The organism is Novibacillus thermophilus, from assembly GCF_002005165.1.
Taxonomy (GTDB): Bacteria; Bacillota; Bacilli; order Thermoactinomycetales; family Novibacillaceae; genus Novibacillus; species Novibacillus thermophilus.
Map to the genome: position 1 here is coordinate 232,246 of NZ_CP019699.1, position 23,420 is coordinate 255,665.

Genomic DNA, 23,420 nt, shown 5'->3' on the forward strand with positions numbered 1-23,420 from the left:
TTGAAATTGAAAGATCGATCGATACTTCGCCCGGCATTCATCGGTTAAAGTATAGAGTGTAAGGGGACTACATCGCTTAGAGAAGGGAGAAGACAATGGCGGTTTTACAGGCAACATCACTGAAAAAAGTGTACGGGTCAGAGAAAGGGGGCGTCGTCCATACCGCTTTAAACGAGCTCTCCCTCAAAGTGGAAGGGGGAGAATTTGTCGGGATCATGGGCCCTTCGGGCAGCGGGAAGACGACCTTCCTCAACATTTTGGCGACGATCGATCAACCGACATCCGGTTCAGTGGAAGTGAACGGCGTGAACCCGATGCAATTGAAAAATGAAGACCTCGCTTTATTCAGGCGGCGGCAGCTCGGGTTCATCTTTCAAGACTTTAATTTGTTGGACACACTGTCTATCAAAGAAAACATCATGTTGCCCCTCGTGTTGGATCGTAAACCAGTGAGGGAGATCGAAAGGCGGGTGTCGGAAGTGGCCGAATCGTTGCATATTGAATCTATACTGGAAAAGCGGACGTACGAAGTGTCCGGCGGGCAACAGCAGAGAGCAGCGGCTGCCCGGGCGATTATTCACCGGCCGGCCATTGTACTGGCAGATGAACCGACGGGCAACCTCGATTCTAAATCGTCCAAAGATTTGATGGCCTCCCTGCAGAGGTTGAACGAAAAACAGCAGACGACGATTCTGATGGTGACCCACGATCCGTTTGCCGCCAGCTTCTGCGAACGCATTGTCTTTATTCAGGATGGCGCGTTCTTCTCGGAAATCCGAAAAGGGTCTCACCGTCAAGCCTTCTTCCAGGACATTCTCGACGGGTTGTCCTTGTTAGGAGGGGATGTCAGTGAATTTACGCACCCTCGCCCTTAACAACGTGCGCGGCAATTGGCACCGGTATGCGGCTTACTACTTCAGCAGTGCCTTCACCGTCATGATCTTCTTTATTTACGCGGCCTTTATCGCTCACCCCGATGTCGCGGCCGGTGCGGTTGGCGACAAAATTCGGACGGGCCTTCTGTTTTGTGAAGCTATCATCGTCATTTTCTCGTTTTTCTTCGTGCTTTACTCCAATTCGGCGTTTTTAAGAACCCGCCAAAAGGAGTTTGGCCTGCTGAATTTGCTTGGAATGACGCGGGCCCAAATCAACAAAATGGTCTTTTACGAAAATACAGTTATCTCCCTCATTTCCATCGGAACGGGTATCGTGTTCGGTGCGTTACTGTCGAAGCTTTTTTTCATGGCCATCGGGACCTTGTTGGATCTGGACAATCCGATTCCGTTTGTGCTTGCGCCGAGCGCGGTCGGGGTAACGTTCATCTCTTTTTTTGCTTTGTTTGAAGTGTTGACGGCATTGGCGCTGTGGAAGACAGGCCGGCGTGAGATCATCGATTTGTTGAAAGCCCCTCGCAAACCGAAACCGTTCCCGATTTTTTCAAAGTGGTTGGTGCTCCTTTCCGTATTGTGCCTTGGAGGTGGATACTACCTGGCTTGGCACACGGCAGATCAAATCAACAGCGGCAGGATTTTGTTGCTCGTCGTCGTCGGGACGTACTTTTTGTTTACCCAAGGCAGCGTCATGGTTGTGCGCTTTCTGCAAAAAAAGGCGCGCTTCTATTATCGGCACACCCGTTTGTTGGCTATCTCCCAGTTGGCCTACAGGTTAAAGGACAACGCCCGCACACTGTTTAACGTCGCCATCTTGAGTGCCGTCGTGTTAACGGCAACCGGCACGTTTTACGCTGTCTACCAAGGGTTGGTTGACAGAAACATACAGCTGTATCCCCACGCTGTCAGTTTCGTGGAAAGGGGAATCGAACAGCGGGGCACCGGTGCTGAAGTGGTGGAGCGCGTTCTGGAAGAACAAGGTGTTCCTGTCACCGGAAAAGACGCAATCCCTGGATTCGTCGTGTCTGTGACGAAAGATGGGGAGGACGATGTGCCGAGTTCGCTGTTTCTGATGGCAAACCGTGACTACAATGCCCGGGCAGATAAGATGGGTGAGGTGGACTCGTTACATGTCGAGCGGGGACAGGCGGTTGTTGTCACCCCCTACCCAGAACTGAACGTCCAATCTGATGTCTCCCCGTTTCACGTCAACGTGGAGGTGGGCGGGGAGCACTACCCTTTTTCCGTTGACGGGGTACGTCATACGCCGATCGTCAATCAACGAGATGGCGCCTTGATACCGTCTGAGGTCAACGCGTATGTTCTCGTTATAAGCGACGCGGATTACGCTTCTCTCCTCAGGCAAGTGCCGGACAGTGAGCAGTTGGTCTATTGGGGATATCATCTGGAAAGCTGGGAGCAGTCCGAGGAAGTCGTACACGAGATAAAGTCGCACATGCCGGCGGTGTTGAAAGATTCCCTTTCGTCCAGAGTAGAGCCGTATCTGTCGGTGAAGCAAACATGGGGGATCGTTTTATTCATCGGTTTGTTTGTCAGTGTGCTCTTCTTTATCGCGGCGGGCAGTTTCCTCTACTTCAAGTTGTTTACCGAGCTCGAAGAGGACAGAGCGCAGTTTAAAGCGCTGCGCCGGATTGGTCTGACTGAAAGGGAAATGCGGAAAGTGGCGTCTGTTCAAATCGGAGCGATGTTTTTGCTGCCCTTTTTGGTGGGTGTCGTCCATGCCGCTTTTGCCTTGAAAGTGCTGGCGAACATTTTGGCGATGAACGTGTGGCATTACGGTCTCGTGGTAGCGGTTGTTTACTTAATAGCACAGCTTGTTTACTATTGGTTCAGCCGACACGTTTATTTAAGGCAAATGGTGCAGGAAGTTTAGAGCGTAAGCAATCAATCGAGACCAAGTAGGAGGGGAAAATGTTTACATTAGCTGATTTTCAGAAAACAATAGATGAACAGTTATCCCATAATCGAAACAAAAGTCTTTTTTATATGTCGGACAACGGAAATGTGATTTTGAGTCCTTCAACAAAAACGATAAAGGTATTAAAACAAGATCCGGAAGGAATCGGTGGTTTTATACATTCAACAATACGGGACGGTACTTTTCAACAGTTACTGAGAGAAGTGTCAACGAAAACCATTTGGGCTCACTGTTTAGGTAGCAGATACTTGGAAAGTTAAGGGAAATTATTGTAAGAATAAGTGGCGTACTTTATTGCGATGAGTGCACTCGTTGAAACGGCAGGAGAACGTGGTCACCGGCTGTTTTGTGTGCCCTTCTGTTAATAAGGGCCATTTTTCTTTATAATGGAGGCAGAACGAAACCCTTATCGCTTGCCGTTCGTATGTATAAGTGAAAAGATCGCGTCAGGGGTCGATGATCGTGAAATTTGTGTACGTGATGGGCCGCATGCTGGTAGCTTGTTCGCTGTCGTTCGTCGCATGGCTGTTCCTCTTTTTTGGCTTTGGTCAGCCGTTTTGGCTGTCGGCCGCCCTCGCTTTAGCCGGAGGGGGCGTCGTGTTCGGCGTGTTAACGGCGTACGCCCGGTACGCCTTTTTAAAGAAACACCAGCTCACGCGCAAAGAGTACGCCTACATCCGTCGAAATTTGCGCGAGGCACAAGGTAAAATCCGCCGTTTGCAGAAGGCGTTTGTGCAGGTGCGAAGCATTCAGACCTTCAGGCAGATGCTCGTGATAAACCGGTTGGCGAGGCGGATCTACACGATCGTCAAGCGGGAACCGAAGCGTTTTTATTTAGCTGAGCGCTTTTTCTTCTATCATTTGGATTCACTCGTGGAATTGACAGAAAAGCACGCCTTTCTGGCGGCGCAGTCGGTGAACGACGATCACCTGCTCCAGTCTCTCCGTGAGACGAGCCGGATGATCGACCAGTTGATCGCCACAGTAGAAAAAGATTTGGCGACGCTGCTCTCGACAGACGTCGAGCACTTGCAATTCGAGTTGGATGTGGCGAAGCGGACGATTCACACGTGGGCCCCTCCGCTGAAAGAAGGGAGTTCGGATCAATGAGCGAGGAAAATAAGCGTGCAATCCCGTTTGAAAAGCCGGACGACAGTCTGGAAGATCTGTTGGCGAACCCGTTCGGCGAACAGGATCGCGCTGAAGAGACGCGGGGGGAACAGTCGCCGAAGCGCATGATCGACGTGCTGCCGGAAGAACACAGACAAAAGGCGCTGCAACTGGCGAAACAGATTGATCCAGAGAATCACGAAGCGATCACCGCTTACGGTACGGAAGCCCAGTCCAAGCTGCTAAACTTCTCCCACGCCATGCTCGACCACGTGCAAAAGAAGGATCTGGGGCCGATTGGCGACATCCTGAAAGATTTAATGAAAAAGCTGGAACAGACGAATCCTGACGAGTTGCAAAGGGAAAGGAAAAACGTGTTGGCCCGTTGGTTCGGAAAAATTTCCGGGTCCATCAATGAAACGCTGTCCAAGTACCAAAAAGTCGGGGCGCAAGTGGACCGCATCAGTGTGAAATTGGAGCACGCCAAAAAAGGACTCGTCGACGACATCCACGTGCTGGAAAAACTGTACGAACAAAACAAAGAGTACTTTCAAGCCCTGAACGTCTACATCGCGGCGGCCCAGGTGAAACTGGAGGAGCTCAACACGAAGGTCATTCCAGCATTGAAGCAAAAGGCTGAAGCAAGCGGCGATCAGATGGCGTATCAAGAGGTGAACGACATGGTGCAGTTCGCCAACCGGCTGGAAAAAAGGGTGCACGACTTGGAAGTGAGCCGGCAGGTGACGATTCAGAGCGCCCCGCAAATCCGCCTCATTCAACATACGAACCAGGCCCTGGCGGAAAAAATCCAGTCGTCGATCATGACCGCCATTCCCCTGTGGAAAAACCAGATTGCCATCGCGCTCACACTGTTCCGTCAGAAACAGGCCGTAGAAGCCCAGCGACAAGTGTCGGATACGACGAATGAGCTTCTCATAAAAAACTCGGAAATGCTAAAAGCGAATACGGTTGCCACTGCCAAAGAGAACGAGCGGGGACTCGTCGACATGGAGACGTTGCAGCAGACGCAGGCGAACCTCATCTCCACACTGGAAGAGACGATTGCCATTCAGCAAGAAGGACGTGCCAAGCGGCGGCAGGCGGAGCAAGCGTTACTCGCCTTGGAAAACGAACTGAAACAAAAACTGATTGAACTAAAATAAGGGAGGTCGCCGCATGAGACAGTATTTAGACCTGTGCCGCAGAATATTGACAGAAGGAACGAAAAAAGAAGACCGGACAGGCACGGGGACGATCAGTCTGTTCGGTCACCAAATGCGCTTTGATTTGAGTGAGGGTTTTCCGCTGTTGACGACGAAAAAGCTGCACACGAAGTCCATTGTTTACGAACTGCTCTGGTTTTTAAAAGGAGACACGAACGTCCGCTATTTACAGGAAAACGGTGTGCGCATTTGGAACGAATGGGCCGATGAGAACGGCGACCTCGGTCCCGTGTACGGCAAGCAGTGGCGCAGTTTCCAGGGGGCGAACGGCAAAACGGTGGACCAGATCCAATGGGTCGTGGACGAAATCAAGCGCAACCCGAACTCGCGTCGGCTAGTGGTCAGCGCCTGGAACCCGGCGGAACTGGATGAGATGGCGCTGCCGCCATGCCATTGCCTGTTCCAATTTTACGTCTCTGAGGGGAAGCTGTCGTGTCAGCTGTACCAGCGCAGCGGAGACACGTTTCTCGGTGTGCCGTTTAACATCGCCAGTTACGCCCTTTTGACTCACATGATCGCACACGTCACGGGTCTAAAGCCGGGCTGGTTCATCCACACCCTCGGCGACGCCCACCTGTACCTCAACCACCTTGAGCAAGTGAACGAACAACTGCAGCGGGAGCCTTACCCTTTGCCGACGTTGAAGTTGAACCCGGATGTGCGCTCGATTTTTGACTTTACTTACGAAGACATTGAAATTGTGAACTACAGAGCACACCCCCACATCAAAGGGCGTGTGTCTGTATGATCAAGTTGATGGTGGCTTATGCGAACGGCCGGGTTATCGGCAAGGACGGCAAGATGCCCTGGCACTTGCCGAATGACTTAAAGTATGTCAAAAACACGACGACCGGTCACACTGTCGTCATGGGTCGCAAGACGTTCGAATCCATCGGGCGGCCGCTGCCGAACCGGCGCAACGTCGTCCTGACGCGGAATGAGCACTTCGACGCACCGGGCGTTGAAGTCGTACACAGTAAGAGCGACGTCCTCGCCCTCGGTGACGTGTTCATTCTCGGCGGCGCGAACGTGTACGCCCAGTTTCTCGACGAGGCGGACCGCCTCTACATTACGGAAATTGATCTTGACGTGGAAGGCGACACGTTTTTTCCCGATTGGAACCGGGAGGCGTTTACGTTAGTGTCGAAAGAGGAAGGGACACTGGACGAGAAGAATACGATCCCGCATACGTTTTACGTTTACGAGCGCAAGCGGTGATACATGTTAGCGGGATATCGCCGTGTTCCGCTTGGCGTGCTTTCCTCTTTCTGTCATCATGTGCTGGGGTGGTGTCAGCGTAACTTCTGAAAGAAATAGAGGTGACAGGCGGACGTCCGGTTGGAACGTCGCCGTGTAACGATGAAAGGAAATTATTGGGTGACCACTTTCGCCGTTGTCGGGTTGTTTGCCGTGTTGGGACTCGTGGTCGTCATCTCGACGACGGACGTCATTGATCCGAAACAACCGAGCCAAGAGGAAAAAGAGCATGCCTCCGACGCTCCCAGTGCGACACCTGACGCCAGTCAAGGCGGAGTCGTCGCTGAACAAGCGCCACAAATCCTGCTGGAGGAAGGGGACACTGGCGAAGCGGTGCGCGAACTGCAGAAAAGGCTCACTGCACTGGGCTATGAGCTGGATGTCGACGGTGAGTACGGGATGACGACCAGGTGGTATGTCAAAGACTTTCAGTTGCAGGTAGGTTTATCCGGTGACGGACAGTATGACGCGGAAACGGATGTCCGTCTGAAACAGGCGCAGCGGGGAGAATGGACGATTGAACCGGGTCAAGCGATCCATCTGAACGTATCGGACCGTACCGTGACAAATCCTGACGACCTGTTAGTGTTGGTGAATAAAACGCGGAGTCTGCCTGCCGATTACGTGCCGGAGGAGCTCGTTGAGCCTGATGTTCCCAAGTATTTCCAAGGGGGCGACTTGCCGTACAACAAAATGCGAGAAGTCGCGGCAGACGCTTTGGAGCGACTGTTTGCGCAAGGGGAACAAGAAGGTTTACAGCTTGTGGCGAGATCGGGGTACCGTTCGTACGAGACGCAAGTGGCCGTCTTTAACAGGAATAAAGAAAAAATTGGGGAAGAAGCGGCGAACAAGTACAGCGCCCGCCCCGGTGAAAGCGAGCACCAAACGGGCTTGGTGATGGATGTCACGTGTCCCGCTGTCGACCACGAGCTCGTGACGGCGTTCGAGGACACGAAGGAAGGGAGGTGGCTGCGGGCCCACGCCCACGATTTTGGATTTATTATCCGCTATCCGAAGGGAAAAGAAGGGATTACCGGATACCAGTATGAGCCGTGGCATTTGCGCTATGTCGGTGAAGAAGCAGCTCAGGCCATCATGTCGCAAAATCTGACACTGGAAGAGTACTTGCTGCGAAACTGAGGTCCTGCCAGAGGGCCTCAGTTCTTTTTGGTAGAGAAATCTTCCTCTCTATCCTTCAAAAGATTGCAAAAGCAAAGTGAAGCCTGCACATCAGACATCCCGCCCAACCCGCGTCCGTTCCTGTTGCCGAGCGTACAGTCAGATGAGTACTTCTTTTCTTTTTGATGACAATTATCGCATGATAGAGTATATTCTAAAATGGGAGTGTGATCTTAATTGCAACGAGGGGATCGCGCCGTTTGCCCGTTGTATTGGGATGACGATACCGGGCACATAGTGTTGCTCGACCAGACAAGACTGCCCACGGAGATCGTATGGATTCGCATGAATCGAGTAGAAGACGTCTGGTCTGCGATTAAGCAGTTAAAGGTGAGGGGGCACCGGCTATTGGAATTGCGGCTGCTTACGGGGTGTACGTCGCGGTAGCAGATGAGCCGGAAAACGATTGTAAGGCCTTTTATACAGCATTTGTGGAAAGACGGGACTATTTATCGACGTCGCGGCCGACTGCCGTCAATTTGTTTTGGGCCCTTGAGCGCATGACGCGGGTTCTGGACGAGGCGATGGAGGTGACGGACGATGTCGCCGGGCTCAAACGCGTTCTGCTCGAGGAAGCCCACACCATTCGGGAGGAGGATGCGCGCATTTGCCGCAAAATCGGTGAGAACGCCCTCCCATTGCTCCGCGACGGGATGGGCATTCTGACGCACTGTAACGCCGGCGGGCTCGCCACATCCCAATACGGCACTGCCCTTTCTCCCATCTATTTGGCACATGAGCGGGGGTGGAAGCTGAACGTTTTTGCCGATGAAACGCGTCCGTTGTTGCAAGGCGCTCGGCTGACCGCTTGGGAGCTCTTACAGGCGGGTGTGGATGTGACGCTCATTTGCGACAGTATGGCTGCAGTGGTCATGGCGCAGAAAAAAGTGCAAGCCGTCATCGTCGGCTGTGACCGTGTCGCGGCCAACGGCGATGTGGCAAATAAAGTCGGCACATACGGTTTGGCGATTTTGGCGAAGGCCCACGACATTCCATTTTATGTGACGTGTCCGCTGTCGACGATCGACATGCAGGCCAAAACAGGTGAGCACATCCCTATCGAAGAGAGGGAAGCGGAGGAAATGACACACGGGTTCGGAAAGCAGACGGCGCCAGACGGCGTCACGGTCTACAATCCCGCCTTCGACGTCACCCCTCACACCTATGTATCAGCGATTATTACGGAGCGCGGCATTGTCAGGCCGCCGTTTGATCAAAGTCTCAAAACTCTTTTTGGAAAAGTGGGGTAATAAATGACAGGAAAAAGTATCAGAGAGGACATATGTGAGGTCGGCAGGCGCATGTATGCTAAAGGCTTTATCGCTGCCAACGACGGGAATGTGTCAGTCCGGACCGCGGAAGGTGAAATATGGACTACGCCTACAGGCTACTGTAAAGGTTTCCTCACGCCAGATGTGCTTGTAAAAGTGAGTGCTGCAGGGGAAGTGCTCGAAGGAAACGCGAGACCGTCGTCCGAGTTGAAAATGCACTTGTGCGTTTACCGAAAAAGAGGCGATGTTCAAGCTGTCGTTCACGCGCACCCTCCGTTTGCGACGGCCCATGCAGTGGCGGGTATTCCCTTGGACCGTGCCTACATGCCGGAATCCGTTGTCGTGCTGGGGACGATTCCCATTGCCAAGTACGGAACGCCTTCAACAGAAGAAATTCCGGAAGCCATTGCGCCCTTCGTTCAAAATCATAACGGGCTGTTGCTGGAAAATCACGGCGCTCTCACGTGGGGGAAAGATTTACAGACGGCGTACGCTTTAATGGAGGCGTTGGAGTTTAACGCACATGTCAGCTTTCTCGTGCGCCAAATGGGAATGGAGCGCGAACTGTCGCATGAGCGTGTGGCTCAACTCGTCTCACTGCGTCAAAAAATGGGGTTCACCGGGGCCGTACCGAAAGGGGCTCCTTGTGCTCCGGGCGTGGACGTCTGCTTTGTACAAAAGTAGAGATGCAAGCTCGAAAGGATAGGGAGTGTACCAGATTGAAAGCAGTTGTGTGGAAAAACTTCAGCTTCCTGTACCGCGGCGAGGCGGACGACGCTCTGCACGACATCAACCTGGCGATTGAGCCAGGCCAGTTTGTGGCGGTCGTGGGGGCGAGCGGAGCGGGAAAATCGACGTTAAGTTTTACGTTGAACGGGCTGATTCCCCATTTTCAGAAAGGGCGTTTAACTGGTACGGTCACAGTGTTTGGCAAAGACGTTCAGCAGAAAAAAGTAAACGACATGGCGCAAGACGTCGGTCTCGTATTTCAAGACTTTGAGTCCCAGTTGTTTTCTACGAACGTGAAACTGGAAGTGGCGTTCGGTCCAGAAAATTTTGAGCTGCCTTGGCAGGAGATCGACGAACGGGTAAAAGCGTGGCTCCAAAATGTTGGGTTAGAGGAGTTCCAGGACCGGGACCCCAGCTCCCTTTCTGGCGGACAAAAACAGCGTCTCGCCATAGCCTCCGTCCTCGCGTTGAAACCGAAACTGTTAAGTCTGGATGAACCGACGACGGACCTAGACCCGGAAGGGAAAGACCATATTTTTCGCATCGCACATCAGCTAAAACGAGAGACGGACATGACGATCATCATGGCAGAACACGAAACGGAACGAATCATGGGCGCCGCGGACCGCGTCGTCGTGTTAGACCGGGGACAAATCGTCATGGACGGAACGCCGGCTGATGTCTTTTCGCAGACGGAACAGCTCCGGCAATGGGGCATTGCGCCGCTGCAAGGGGTTGAGTTACTGGAGGAAATCGGCGCTCCGCTCCCCGAGCAGCTGACCGAGGAGCACTTGTTGGAAGCTTTAGACCAGGCGGCACCTCGCATTGATGAAGCACAGTACAAAAAATTGTTGGACGGCGACTCGGCTTATGTGCAATCTCTTGGAGAACCGCTCGTTGAGGTGAAGGAACTGACACATGTTTATTCCGGGGCGCCTCCCGGAACGCCGCCTGCTGTCGATCGCGTGTCTCTCGACATCCAAAAAGGAGATTTCGTCGCCGTTCTCGGGCAGAACGGCAGCGGGAAAACGACTCTGGTCAAACATTTTAACGGGTTGTTAAAGCCGACGGCGGGGACTGTCTCCTTCCGGAAAAAGACGACAGAAGATACTAGCATATACGAACTCGGCCAGCATATCGGTTACGTTTTTCAAAACCCGGATCACCAAATTTTTGCCGAAACAGTATTTGATGAAGTGGCTTTCGGGTGCCGCATGCAGCGCTTGCCGGAAGAAGAGCTCAACGTCAGGGTAGCCGATGCCTTGGAAGCCGTCAGTTTAAGCGGCTATGAGGAGCGCGATCCCTTTTCTCTGACAAAAGGAGAACGGCAACGGGTGGCCGTCGCCTCTGTCCTGTCCTTGAAACCGGAAGTGCTCATTTTCGATGAACCGACGACCGGCCTCGACTACAGGCAACAGCGTTCGATGATGGGCCTGATTCAGAAACTGAATGAGGAAGGGCACACGGTCATCATGGTCACACACCAGATGGACATCGTCGCCGAGTACGCCAAACGGGTGATCGTCATGAAAGACGGCAAATTGCTGTTACAGGGAAGGACGCGGGAAGTGTTTGCCCAGGAAGACGTGTTAAAGCAAGCGCATTTAGACGTTCCGTTTGTGACGAGGTGGTCGAACCGCCTGCAAAAAACACTCTTGTCCGTTGCGGAAGCGAAGCGCGTTTTCGTGAAGGAGGCGTGAGCTGTGAACTTATACGAAGACAAAAATCGCTGGGTACACCGTTTAGACCCCCGCAGCAAAATCGCTTTTGCCTTCGTTTACACACTGTTGCTCTTCGTGGCGAGTCACCCGCTGTACGTTTTCACGCTGACGCTCATTATCGGAGCTGTCGGCTTTTCGGCCTCAGCTTTCGGACGGTTGAAGAAAATTTATCCGGTGTTGCTGTTCGTCTTTTTCTTCACCATCTTCTTGTGGACGCTGTTTGTCGGAGGCGAGACGAAGCTGATCGGGTGGATCGACCTTGAAGCGGTGCTGTTCGGGGTGACCGCAGCTTTGCGGATCTTGAACGTGATTTTTCTCACTGTAATATTTTTTGCCACGACGCGGGTGGAAGAGCTGACAGCCGGTTTAGTGACAATCGGTTTGCCGTACAAGGTGGGATTCGTGTTTTCCATGGCGATGCGTTTGGTGCCGACGTTCGTCGGAGCCGTGTATCAGATCATACAGGCACAGCGCTCCCGAGGTCTGGATCTGGAAAGCGGTTCGGTGTTCGTCAAACTAAGGCGCAGTGTCCCCCTTGTTGTCCCCGTCCTTTTAACTTCCTTGCGCAATACGAATCAGTTGGCGATGGCTTTGGAGAGTAAAGGGTTTGGCGTTGGAAAGAAGAGGACGTCCTATTTGAAGCTGAAACTCAGCCAAGCGGACAAGCTCGTTTTGGCGGTCGTCATCGCCATGCTGACGGGAGGTGGTGCAATTGTAGCTCTCGATTTGTTCGAGTTAGGTGGTGTCGTACGCTAAGTATTTCACGAGGGAACAAAGGTAGTTTATTGCGGAAAGGAAGGGTCAAAATGCGCATCGTGCGCGAAGTGTTGGGTGTTTGGACGAACACGCGGGCCATCATCCTCGTCGCACTGACAGCGGCTATTTACGCAGCGGTCCTCATTCCGCTGAAGGCGATTCCGATCATTCCAGGATTGACGGAATTGCGCCCGGCCAATGTGTTGCCAGTTGTGTTTTCACTGCTGTTTGGTCCCGCTGCCGCGTGGGGGAGCGCCATCGGCAACACGATTGGGGACATTGTCGGCGGTATTTTAGGACCTGGCAGTTTTTTCGGGTTTTTTGCCAATTTCTTCTTCGGCCTTGTTCCGTATTTATTGTGGGGGAGGCTTGGCTTTTTGTCCTCGGGCAAGAAGCCGATCATGAGCCCGAAAGAGGGACAGTACGGCAGGCAACTGCTGGAATATCTCGCGATTGCGTTAACAGCGTCTGGAGCGTGTGCCGTCGTCCTCGCGTGGGGTGTGGACGTGCTCGCCCTGTCTCCTTTCGGCGCTTTTTCCAACATTGTCTTGTTGAACAACTTTATTGCGTCGGCCGTATTGGGACCGTTACTGATGCCGCTCCTTTACCGGCGGGTTGAGCGGTGGGGGCTCCTGTACAGTGATCTCGTCGGTTGGGAAGACGGGGATGCCGCGCGCCCAGACGGTACTTTAAGGGCTGCGCCGCCCAGTTCCGGTGTCGGCGTGGTGCTGATGTTCACCGGCATTATCGGAGCGTACATTGTAGGAAATATGATCGCATTCGGGCTGTTGTCCGTTGGGATAGGCATTGCCGCCGGTGCAGGCGTGTTTCTGCTGATCTTTATCGCTTCACTCGTCTTCTTTTAAAAACTGACGCTTTGCTATGCCAGGCGGGACCTTTTAATGGTGGTGAATGGAACGTTTTGACGTCTCCACTCAGAAAAGGCGTGACCGCCAGTGTTTCAGGCGTCACGCCTTTCCGGGGACAGGACCTTCGTGAAAGTCGAGCGGGTTGAACGGTTACAAGAAGGTTAGCTCCTTCGGGTATGACGTCAGTACTTGAACTTGGCCGTCTGCCCCTACATATACGTCGTCCTCGATGCGGACCCCGCCGATCTCTGGAATGTAAATGCCCGGTTCAATCGTCAACAGCAATCCCGGCGTGACGACGAGGTCGTTGTCGGAGTGGAGGGAGGGCGCTTCGTGCGCTTCCAAGCCGAATCCGTGCCCGACGCGGTGGGTAAAGAACGGCCCGTATCCCCGCGCCGCAATGTAATCCCGCGCCGCCCGGTCGGCATTTCCGATTGGAGTTCCGCTTTTGACTGCAGCAATCGCTTCGCGATTCGCTTTTAAGACGGTATCGTACATGTCCGTTTGTTTTTCCGTCCCTTCCCCGACGACAAAAGTCCGGGTGATGTCGGAACAGTACCCGTCCACGAAAACTCCCATGTCAATGAGCAGAAAATCCCCCCGTTCGATTTTTCGCTCTCCCGGGGTCCCGTGGGGCAGGGACGAACGCTGTCCGGACAGGACCGTCGTGGAAAAGGCGGGACGTTCCGCGCCGAGCACTTTCATGTGGTACTCCAACTCGGCGGTTAACTCCAACTCAGTCATACCGGGAGAAAACGCCTCGATTCCCCGCCGCAACACGTCTTCGATGACGTCTACGGCCCGTTGTACGCGCGCGATTTCATCGGCTGTTTTGATCATGCGTTGGGATGTGATCCACGCTTCGACGTCGGTGAATGCGGCTTGCGGAAAGCGTTCAGCGAGTTGTTCATACTGGAACAGGCTGACGTTCTTCTTCTCGATGCCAAACGCCCGTACTCCAGGACGAATCGTCTGTTGCAACAGTGTGTAAGGGTTTTCGCCGTCTGGAACAGAAATGAGTGTGCACGTGTCCACTACATCTTTTGCAGCTCGCTCCTCGAGTTCGGGGACGAAGAGCGAAATCTGGTCGCCGCGGTTATCAATGACCAGAGCCAAAAAACGTTCGTGCGGATCGGTGTAAAAACCTGTGAAATAGTAAACGTTCACAGGTGACGTGATCATCGCCACGTCCACGTTGTCCTCCGCCATCTTGTGCCGCAGGCTCTTCAGTCTCGACTGATAGTCCATCAGCAGTCATCCCTCCTCCTTTATTACTATACCATTGATTTCAACGAAGGCGTGCATAACTGTACTTTCCCCGTCGCATACAAATGTCTGTCCAACCCACACGCGATCGCGTTACAATCCGAGAACCGACGTGCACGCTCTCGCATAATGTGAGGCATGGGTGATGATCCAGATTGTCAATTAAAATTGTGTGACGTGTGGGAGAGATGTGTATGTGTGGCATTACGGGATGGATTGACTGGGAACGGGATTTGACCGGGCAGGAAGCGGTTGTGAGGACGATGTGCCAAACCTTGAAACGGCGCGGCCCCGATGCGAACGGAATTTGGACCTCCCCCACGCACTGTTGGGTCACAGTCGGCTGATCGTGATCGATCCAGAAGGCGGTATGCAGCCGATGGTTTACCACAAGGACGGCGGCTACACTGTTCTCGTCTACAACGGGGAGCTGTACAATACGTCAGAGTTGCGGCGGGAGTTGACCGGTTGCGGGCACGAGTTTCTGTCTCATTCTGACACGGAAGTGTTGCTGCACAGTTACGTGGAGTGGGGGAGTTCGTGTGTGGAACGCTTCAACGGAATTTTCGCCTTTGCCGTTTGGGACGAGCGGGAGCAAAAGCTGTTCATGGCCCGGGACCGACTCGGCGTCAAACCTCTGTTTTTCACCCGTATTAAGAACGGTTTGCTCTTTGGGTCAGAAATCAAAGCACTTTTGGCTCATCCTGAAGTGGAGGCAGCCGTCGATGCCGAAGGCTTGGCAGAAATATTCGCCCTGGGTCCGGCGCGAACGCCGGGGCACGCCGTTTTTCGCCACATACAGGAGTTGAAACCGGGTTGGACGTTGACGTACGACCGTCGGGGGATGAGCGTCGCGCCCTACTGGAAGCCGGAAAGCCGGCCCCACGAAGACGATTTAAACACGACGCTCGCAAAAGTGCGTTCGCTCGTGACCGATTCGATTGAGCGACAGCTCATCTCCGACGTTTCCCTCTGTTCGCTACTGTCCGGAGGGCTCGATTCCAGCATCATTACGGCCGTGGCCGCCCGGGCTTTTCGGCGGGAAGGTCGCGGAGACTTGCACACCTATTCCGTCGATTACGTGGACAACGATCGTTATTTTCGAGCAAACGAGTTTCAACCGCATGACGACGCGCCGTGGGTGAGGAGGGTGGCCAGTGTGCTCAACACGGTGCACCGGACGGTCAAAGTGGATACGCCGCAACTGGTGGAAGCGTTGGGAACAGCGGTGCGGGCACGGGACTTGCCTGGCATGGCCGACGTGGACGCTTCACTGTTTTTATTCGCCAGGGACATAAAAAAAGAAGCGACGGTAGCCCTTTCCGGTGAGTGCGCTGACGAAGTGTTTGGCGGGTATCCTTGGTTTCGGCGCAAAGCGCTGTTTAACGCCGACACGTTTCCGTGGTCGGTGAAGCTGGCTGACCGTCTCCGTTTCCTTTCCGGTGAGCTCGTTGAGAAGATAAGACCGCACGAGTACGTTCGCGACCGGTATGCGGAAGCGTTGGCGGAAGTCCCGCGCCTTGAAGGGGAAAGCCGGGAGGAGGCCCGGATGCGGGAAATGTTTTACCTCAACTTGACCCGTTGGATGCCCACGTTGCTCGACCGTAAAGACCGGATGGCGATGGCTGCTGGCTTGGAAGGGCGCGTCCCGTTTTGCGACCACCGCCTCGTCGAGTACATGTGGAACGTCCCGTCCGAGATGAAGTTTTTGGACAACAGAGAGAAAGGATTACTGCGCCAGGCGATGAACGGCCTGTTGCCTGAAGACGTTCTCCGGCGAAAGAAAAGCCCGTACCCGAAGACGCACAACCCCGCTTATTTACAAGCGGTTCGTGAACGGATGCGGCAAATACTGGACGACCCCCTTTCCCCGCTGTTGCCGTTGATCGACGTGAAAGCGGTCCGTGCGTTTTCCGACAACGATCACTTGTCCGACGTTCACATGCCGTGGTTCGGCCAACTGATGAACGTGCCGCAGCTGTTTGCTTATTTAATCCAAATAGATACGTGGCTGCGCGAATACAAGGTCGAAATTCGGGTGTGAACACCTGTCCGTACAGTTTTACTCAAACTGTCCAAAACGGCTGACGGTGTCGTAGAAATGACAGATGTAGTCGTAAAACAACTTTTCCGAAGGAGATAAATCCCGTTTTTTCGTGGTAATCATCCCCACTGTGCGGCTGATCATCGGTTCCAACACCGATATTTTTTTTGTGCCTTGCGGGAGGTTGTCATAGACGGTGGATTCCGGAAGGAGACTGACCCCGAGTCCGGCTGCCACTAAGTTTTTTATCGTGTCGATGTTTTCCCCTTCAAAGGCGACGGTCGGTTGAAAACCGTCTCGTTGGCATGCTTCAAGGATGATGTTGTCCTCTAAGCCTATGCGCAACAGAATAAACGGTTCGTTGCGCAGCTGGTTCAGTCGAATGGCATTTTGCTCTGAAAGGGGATGATCGTCCGGGACTAAGGCGATCAACTTCTCGCTAAAAAAGATTCTTCCGCTCACTTTCTTCTCGTCCTTTGGGACGGGGGTGACAAAGGCAAGATTCAGCTTTCCCTCGACAATGGATCGAAACAAGTACTGAATACTCCCTTGTTCGACATGCAAGTTTACTTTGGGGTATTCTTGCCGGAATGAAGAAATAACCCTCGGCAACGTATTCGCTGCGATACTGTTCGGAAATCCGAGGCGTATGACCCCAGTCTCCGGGTTAAGAAATTCATTCACCTTTTCTACAGCGTGCTCCATTTCAAGCATGGCGATCTCGATGTGTTCGAGGAAGATGCGCCCGACGGGAGTGAGTTTGACATTCCGCCCAGAGCGTTCAAACAACTTCACATTTAATTCTTTTTCCAAATTGGCGATTTGTTGGCTGACGGCCGATTGGGCCACATGTAAGTTCAATGCCGCTTCCGTCATGTGCTCCGTTTTTGCCACTTCGATAAAATATTTAATTTGCCTGATCTCCATCGTCGTCCCTTTCCCTCCCTTTACTCATCTGTTTTTCTGATTGGTCTTATCTGAATTATATATTGAACAGATTAATTGATGCCAGTAGTATGTGCTTAAGGAGACGGGAGAGGGGGTGGACAGATGAGACTTCAAAAACGAGGACTGTACGATCCGTCTTTCGAACACGACGCTTGCGGGATAGGATTTGTGGTCCACATAAAAGGGAAACCTTCGCATCAGATTGTGGCGCAAGGGCTTTCCATGTTGTGCAGGCTAGAACATCGCGGCGGTAGAGGGAGTGACCCCGAAAGCGGAGACGGGGCCGGCATTATGTTGCAAATTCCCCACGACTTCTTGCAAAAAAAGACGGATCTAGACTTGCCTCAGCCCGGTCAATACGCTGTCGGGATGGTCTTTTTGCCGAAAGACTTAGCGCGCAGGGCAAAATGTGAACGTCAATTGGAAGGAATCGTGCGGCGGGAAGGACAAGAGGTGCTTGGGTGGCGCACGGTCCCCGTCGATCAAGGCGCTGTCGGGGAAGCGGCCAAAGCGTGCCAGCCTGTGATACGGCAGCTCTTTATCGCCCGGAGCTCTTCCGTTGGCGACCAACTTGACTTTGAGCGCAAGCTGTATGTCATTCGCAAACAGGCGGAAAACACAATCGGTTCCAACATGAGAGAAACCGACACATTTTACATTGCCAGCTTGTCCAGCCGCACGATTGTGTACAAAGGTATGCTCACGCCTCGGCAAGTGGGCCGTTTTTACACCGATCTCCAAGACGCGTCTTTGGCGTCGGCGCTGGCGCTCGTGCATTCGCGCTTCAGCACGAACACTTTCCCAGCTGGGAGCGCGCCCACCCCAATCGCTATATCGTTCACAACGGGGAAATCAACACACTTCGCGGCAACGTCAATTGGATGAACGCGCGTGAAAAAACGTGTGCCACTGATGTGTTCGGAGACGACATCAGCCGTGTACTCCCCGTCGTCGATGCGAAAGGAAGCGATTCTGCCGCTCTCGACAACGTACTGGAATTTTTGACCCTTGGCGGCCGTTCCCTCTGCCATGCCGCGATGATGATGATTCCGGAACCGTGGGATCGGGACGAGGCGATGACTGATCCGCTAAAGGCTTTTTACGAGTACCACAGCACCTTGATGGAGCCGTGGGATGGGCCGACAACTTTTGCGTTCAGCGACGGAACGCAAGTGGGCGCGATGCTCGACCGCAATGGGCTCCGTCCGGGGCGGTACACCTTGACCGACGACGATTGCGTCATTTTTGCTTCGGAGGCCGGTGTGTTGGACATTTCGGAAGAGAAAATTTTGCAAAGGAGTCGTCTGGAACCGGGACAACTGCTGCTCATCGATCTGGCCGAGGGGCGGATTGTGCCCAACGAAGAGATAAAGCAGCGAATTGCTTCTGAGTACCCATACCGCCGTTGGCTGGACGAACATGTCGTTCATGTGAAAGATTTACCGGTCAAAAGGTGTGAGGCGCAGGGAGAAGGAGGCGTGACAGATACAGACGAGCTATTCAGACGTCAGAAAGCTCACGGGTATACGGACGAAGAACTGACGAAACAGTTGAAGCCGATGGTCACAGAGGGGCAGGACCCGGTCGGCTCGATGGGGTACGATGCACCGCTCGCCGTACTGAGCGAACAGCCGCAGCTCTTGTACAACTACTTTAAGCAGTTGTTCGCCCAAGTGACAAACCCGCCGATCGATGTCATCCGCGAACGAACGGTCACGTCGACGGTCACCACTTTGGGGGCCGAACGGAACTTGCTCCGTCCCGAGCCCATCAGTTGTCGTCGCATTCGTCTCGATTCCCCGCTCATCGACGGTCTCACGTGGAGAAAGTTGTGTGACAACGGGCACGACGCGTTCTGCGTCAAGCGGTTGTCTGCCGTGTTTCCAGTCGCCCAGGGATCGCGGGGATTGACGGCAGCACTAGAACGGCTGTTTGCAGAAGCGGATCAGGCGATTGCCGACGGCTACACACTGTTGGTGTTGTCCGACCGGGACATGGGGTGCGATCAGGCGGCGATACCGGGGCTTTTGGCCGTGTCGGGACTGCATCATCATCTGATTCGGCGAGGCACTCGTACAAAAGTGAGTCTGATTGTCGAATCCGGGGAAGCGCGAGACGTGCATCAGTTTTGCACACTTTTGGGCTACGGAGCAGATGCGATTTATCCGTACTTGGCGATCGCAACGGTGGAACACATGGTCGCGGAGGGTGAACTGCAAGGGTTTCACACGTCTCAAGCCGTCGCCGCATACTTGGATACGGCGCTACGCGGCATCCAGAAAGTGTTGGCTAAAATGGGAATTTCCACGATTCAAAGTTACCGCGGCGCGCAAATTTTTGAAGCGATCGGGATCGACTCGTCCGTCATGGACCGCTATTTCACCGGCACTGCGTCCCAAATCGGCGGCATCGGGCTGGACGTAATTGCTGAGGAAACACTCATGCGCCACGAGCGAGCGTACGGAAATCCCTCCAACAGCGAGCATGCCCTCGATTCCGGAAGTGACTTTCAATGGCGCCGTGGCGGTCAGTACCACAAAATTCACGGACTGACTGTTTACACGTTGCAACAGGCAACACGCCGAAACGATTACGCGGAGTACAAACGGTACTCCCAGCTGGTGGATCGGGAAGAAATCGCCTTTTTGCGCAACTTGCTGACGTTTAAACGGGGCCAAAAGTCGATTCCCCTTGACGAAGTGGAATCCGTTGAGGCTATTTGTCGCCGGTTTAAAACAGGTGCCATGTCCTACGGCTCCATCAGCCAGGAAGCGCACGAGGCGTTGGCGATCGCCATGAACCGCATCGGCGGCAAAAGTAACAGCGGGGAAGGGGGTGAAGACCCGAACCGCTACGTGCCGGACGAGAACGGTGACTGGCGCCGAAGTGCGATAAAGCAGGTCGCATCCGGCCGATTCGGCGTCTCCAGTCACTATTTGACAAACGCAGATGAAATCCAAATCAAAGTCGCCCAAGGGGCCAAACCGGGAGAAGGCGGTCAGCTCCCTGGGGAGAAAGTGTACCCGTGGATCGCGGAAGTGCGTGGGTCCACGCCCGGCGTCGATCTCATATCGCCGCCGCCGCACCACGACATCTATTCCATTGAGGATCTGGCGCAGCTCATTTACGACCTGAAAAACGCGAACCCCGACGCCAGAATTAGCGTGAAACTGGTCGCCAAGTCAGGGGTTGGCACGATTGCCGCCGGCGTGGCAAAAGGGCTGGCCGATGTGATCTTAATCAGCGGGTACGACGGCGGAACCGGAGCAGCTGCCAGGACGAGCATCAAACACGCCGGCATACCGTGGGAGATCGGCCTGGCGGAAACGCACCAGACACTTTTGTTAAACAAGCTGCGGGACCGGGTCACCCTGGAAGTGGACGGGAAACTGATGACCGGGCGCGACGTCGTCATCGCCGCTCTGCTCGGAGCTGAAGAATTCGGGTTTTCCACTGCGCCGTTGCTGGCCCTCGGCTGTGTGATGATGCGCGCATGCCAGTTGAACACGTGTCCGGTGGGGATCGCCACCCAAGATCCGGAGCTCAGAAAGCGATTCGCGGGGCAGCCTGAATACGTCGAGCGATTCATGCGGTTTGTCGCCCAGGAAGTTCGCGAAATGATGGCTGAACTCGGTTTTCGCACGGTGAACGAGATGATTGGACGCACCGACGTGCTCGCCGTCGATGAAAGGGCAAAAACCCATTGGAAAGCGAAACACTTGGACTTATCACGCCTGTTCTATCAACCGGACGTCCCTGAAAGTGTCCGCAGGTACAAGCGACGCGAACAGCAACACCGGCTCAGTCACTCGCTGGACACACGGGAATTGCTGCCTGTTTGTCGCCCTGCCCTTGAAAGAAAAACGCCGGTGCGGGCCGTGTTGCCCATTGACAACACCGACCGCGCTGTCGGCACAATCCTCGGCCACGAAGTGAGCAAACGGTACGGTGCAGAAGGTTTGCCGGACGATACGGTCAACTTGTGTTTTAAAGGCTCGGCGGGGCAAAGCTTCGGCGCCTTTGTCCCGCGAGGCATTACGCTCCATTTGGAGGGTGATGCCAACGATTACGTTGGAAAGGGGCTGTCTGGCGGAAAGATTGTCGTCCGCCCTTCGAAAAATGCGGGGTTTACCGCTGCTGACAATGTCGCCGTCGGGAATGTAGCTTTTTACGGAGCGACCGCCGGGGAAGCGTATATTCACGGTCAGGCGGGCGAACGATTTTGCGTTCGAAACAGCGGTGCCCGCGTCGTTGTGGAAGGCATCGGAAACCACGGCTGCGAGTATATGACGGGAGGACGCGTCGTCGTTCTCGGCTCTGTCGGCAAAAATTTTGCCGCCGGCATGACCGGGGGATTGCCTATGTGTTGCCGCGTCGAAACGACGTTGCCTTCGAGGACCTTTGCAATCAGGAGATGGTCTTACTGGAGACGGTTGATGACGGCGATGAACTCTATGATGTGAGACAGATGGTCGAGCATCACGTGGCCTACACTGGCAGCCCAGTCGGAGAGTACGTGCTGCATCACTGGACAGAATGTGTGCCGCGGATCATTAAAGTGATTCCGAAAGCGTACAAACGCGTTCTCGAATCGCTAAAAACGCGGGAGCCTGTGCCGTAACGGCGATGAAGGCCTCATAGGAAGCGCGCGGAACGGACACGTCGGCGTTGCCCTTGATATTCGACTTCTGTCGGGCAGTCTCATACGAAAGGGGGGCGTAGAGTGGGGAAACTGACGGGCTTTATCGAATACGAGCGGGAAATGGGGAAAGAGCGGCATCCGTGTTCACGGATCGGCGACTGGCGGGAATACCAGTTTACTTTGCCAGAAGCCAACCTGAAGAGGCAAGCCGCCCGCTGCATGGATTGCGGGACGCCCTACTGTCACATCGGCGTCGAAGTTGTCGACACCTCATTCGGTTGCCCGCTTTACAATTTGATCCCGGAATGGAACGATCTCGTGTATCGCGGGCGTTGGAGAGAAGCTTTTCTGCGGCTCAAGAAAACGAACAATTTTCCCGAGTTTACCGGCCGGGTATGTCCGGCCCCTTGTGAAGGGTCTTGTACCGTCGCGCTGCACGGAGACCCGGTAGCAATTAAAACAATTGAAAGGAGCATCATCGACAAAGCCTTTCAAGAAGGGTGGATCGTCCCAGAACCACCGCACGAGCGTACCGGCAAGCGAGTCGCCGTTGTCGGCTCGGGACCGGCCGGCTTGGCCGCCGCCGACCAACTGAATAGAGCCGGACATCGGGTGACGGTATTTGAACGCAGCGACCGCCCGGGCGGGCTGCTCACATACGGCGTTCCCAATATGAAGTTGGAGAAAGAGCTCGTTTGGCGGCGCATCCATCTGCTCGAACAGGAAGGGGTCGTGTTTAAGGTGAATACCGATGTCGGAGTGGATATCGAGATCGAGGACATTCGCGCCACCTTTGATGCGGTCGTCGTCTGCACCGGTGCGCAACAGCCGCGAGATCTTCAAATTGAAGGCCGCCATTTGAACGGTGTTCACTTTGCCATGGACTACTTGACGGCCAGTACAAAAAGTTTGTTGGATTCGAAGCTTGCTGGCGCTCCCTCCATTTCCGCCGAAAACAAACACGTCGTCGTTATCGGCGGCGGGGACACTGGTGCTGACTGCGTTGCAACGGCACTGCGCCAACGTTGTAAAAGTGTGGTGCAATTCGGCAAACATCCGCGCCTTCCGGACGAGCGGACACCCGACAACCCGTGGCCGGAACAGCCGAACGTCTTCACCCTGGATTACGCTTACGAAGAGGCGGCAGCACTTTTCGGTGAAGATCCGCGCGAATACGCCATTCTGACTAAAAAATGTGTCGGCGACGCCGAGGGGAACGTCAAACAGCTGCACACCGTGCGAGTCGAAAAAGTGATCGGAACTCACGGGGAAACCGTCTTACGTGAAATCCCCGGTACGGAGAAAACATGGCCGGCTGACCTCGTGTTGATTGCCGTCGGCTTTAAAGGTCCCGAAGAAGAGACGGTCTCCCGGTTTGGGCTCGAACGGGACCACAGCGGATGTGTCAAGGCGGCGTACGGTTCGTTCGCGACGAACCTCGACGGTGTATTTGCCGCGGGAGATGTGCGGCGAGGTCAGAGCCTCGTCGTCTGGGCGATGAACGAAGGGCGTGGAGCGGCGCGGGAATGTGACCGCTACCTCATGGGGACGACGAGATTACCGTGAGAGTTGAGCG

14 protein-coding genes and 3 pseudogenes are annotated in these 23,420 nt (G+C 54.2%); 15 read left to right on the plus strand and 2 right to left on the minus strand.

Going from position 1 to position 23,420, the window contains the following annotated elements; all coding sequences use genetic code 11:
- Window positions 1–95 precede the first annotated feature (95 nt).
- The 12 genes and pseudogenes from B0W44_RS01355 to B0W44_RS01415 all read left to right on the plus strand — a co-directional run bounded on the left by B0W44_RS01355 (window position 96) and on the right by B0W44_RS01415 (window position 12,941).
- On the plus strand, window positions 96–875 hold the full coding sequence (locus B0W44_RS01355) for an ABC transporter ATP-binding protein (protein ID WP_077718450.1): 780 nt from the start codon (window positions 96–98) through the stop codon (window positions 873–875).
- Entirely contained in the window at window positions 850–2,784 is a 1,935-nt protein-coding gene (locus tag B0W44_RS01360; RefSeq protein WP_169835363.1) for an ABC transporter permease, read from the plus strand. The genes B0W44_RS01355 and B0W44_RS01360 overlap by 26 nt, the downstream gene beginning before the upstream one ends.
- Window positions 2,785–3,285: 501 nt before the next feature.
- Window positions 3,286–3,939: a 5-bromo-4-chloroindolyl phosphate hydrolysis family protein gene (locus tag B0W44_RS01370; protein ID WP_077718453.1), complete on the plus strand. Its 654-nt coding sequence runs from the start codon at window positions 3,286–3,288 to the stop codon at window positions 3,937–3,939.
- Window positions 3,936–5,102: a toxic anion resistance protein gene (locus B0W44_RS01375; protein WP_077718454.1), complete on the plus strand. Its 1,167-nt coding sequence runs from the start codon at window positions 3,936–3,938 to the stop codon at window positions 5,100–5,102. Before B0W44_RS01370 ends, B0W44_RS01375 begins: the two co-directional genes overlap by 4 nt.
- Window positions 5,103–5,115: 13 nt before the next feature.
- Complete coding sequence (locus B0W44_RS01380) at window positions 5,116–5,910, plus strand: thymidylate synthase (RefSeq protein WP_077718455.1); 795 nt, start codon at window positions 5,116–5,118, stop codon at window positions 5,908–5,910.
- Window positions 5,907–6,380, plus strand: a complete 474-nt coding sequence (locus B0W44_RS01385) for a dihydrofolate reductase (RefSeq protein ID WP_077718456.1) — start codon at window positions 5,907–5,909, stop codon at window positions 6,378–6,380. The genes B0W44_RS01380 and B0W44_RS01385 overlap by 4 nt, the downstream gene beginning before the upstream one ends.
- 120 nt (window positions 6,381–6,500) lie before the next feature.
- The gene (locus B0W44_RS01390; RefSeq protein ID WP_077718457.1) at window positions 6,501–7,559 is read left to right on the plus strand and encodes a D-alanyl-D-alanine carboxypeptidase family protein; all 1,059 of its coding nucleotides are present in this window, start codon (window positions 6,501–6,503) and stop codon (window positions 7,557–7,559) included.
- 216 nt (window positions 7,560–7,775) lie between these two features.
- Window positions 7,776–8,848: pseudogene (gene mtnA, locus B0W44_RS01395) on the plus strand (S-methyl-5-thioribose-1-phosphate isomerase).
- A 3-nt stretch (window positions 8,849–8,851) separates the two neighbouring features.
- On the plus strand, window positions 8,852–9,553 hold the full coding sequence (locus B0W44_RS01400) for a class II aldolase/adducin family protein (RefSeq protein WP_077718458.1): 702 nt from the start codon (window positions 8,852–8,854) through the stop codon (window positions 9,551–9,553).
- 35 nt (window positions 9,554–9,588) lie between these two features.
- Window positions 9,589–11,298 (plus strand): ABC transporter ATP-binding protein, encoded by a 1,710-nt coding sequence (locus B0W44_RS01405; RefSeq protein ID WP_228441360.1) that lies wholly within the window; start codon window positions 9,589–9,591, stop codon window positions 11,296–11,298.
- A 3-nt stretch (window positions 11,299–11,301) separates the two neighbouring features.
- Entirely contained in the window at window positions 11,302–12,075 is a 774-nt protein-coding gene (locus B0W44_RS01410; RefSeq protein ID WP_077718460.1) for an energy-coupling factor transporter transmembrane component T family protein, read from the plus strand.
- 50 nt (window positions 12,076–12,125) lie between these two features.
- Window positions 12,126–12,941: a QueT transporter family protein gene (locus tag B0W44_RS01415; RefSeq protein WP_149026899.1), complete on the plus strand. Its 816-nt coding sequence runs from the start codon at window positions 12,126–12,128 to the stop codon at window positions 12,939–12,941.
- A 153-nt stretch (window positions 12,942–13,094) separates the two neighbouring features.
- Here B0W44_RS01415 and B0W44_RS01420 read toward each other — a convergent pair whose 3' ends face one another.
- Entirely contained in the window at window positions 13,095–14,192 is a 1,098-nt protein-coding gene (locus B0W44_RS01420) for a M24 family metallopeptidase (RefSeq protein ID WP_077718461.1), read from the minus strand.
- Window positions 14,193–14,404: 212 nt separating this feature from the next.
- Between B0W44_RS01420 and asnB the strand changes: the two are divergent.
- Window positions 14,405–16,254: pseudogene (gene asnB, locus B0W44_RS01425) on the plus strand (asparagine synthase (glutamine-hydrolyzing)).
- 18 nt (window positions 16,255–16,272) lie between these two features.
- Here the strand turns inward: asnB and B0W44_RS01430 are convergent.
- The gene (locus B0W44_RS01430) at window positions 16,273–17,181 is read right to left on the minus strand and encodes a glutamate biosynthesis transcriptional regulator GltC (protein ID WP_077718462.1); all 909 of its coding nucleotides are present in this window, start codon (window positions 17,179–17,181) and stop codon (window positions 16,273–16,275) included.
- Between the two features lie 123 nt (window positions 17,182–17,304).
- On the opposite strand from B0W44_RS01430, the pseudogene gltB reads away from it, so the two are divergent.
- Both gltB and B0W44_RS01440 read left to right on the plus strand, forming a co-directional pair.
- A pseudogene (gene gltB, locus B0W44_RS01435) lies at window positions 17,305–21,823 on the plus strand (glutamate synthase large subunit).
- A gap of 102 nt (window positions 21,824–21,925) precedes the next feature.
- Entirely contained in the window at window positions 21,926–23,410 is a 1,485-nt protein-coding gene (locus B0W44_RS01440; protein ID WP_077718463.1) for a glutamate synthase subunit beta, read from the plus strand.
- Window positions 23,411–23,420: the final 10 nt, after the last annotated feature.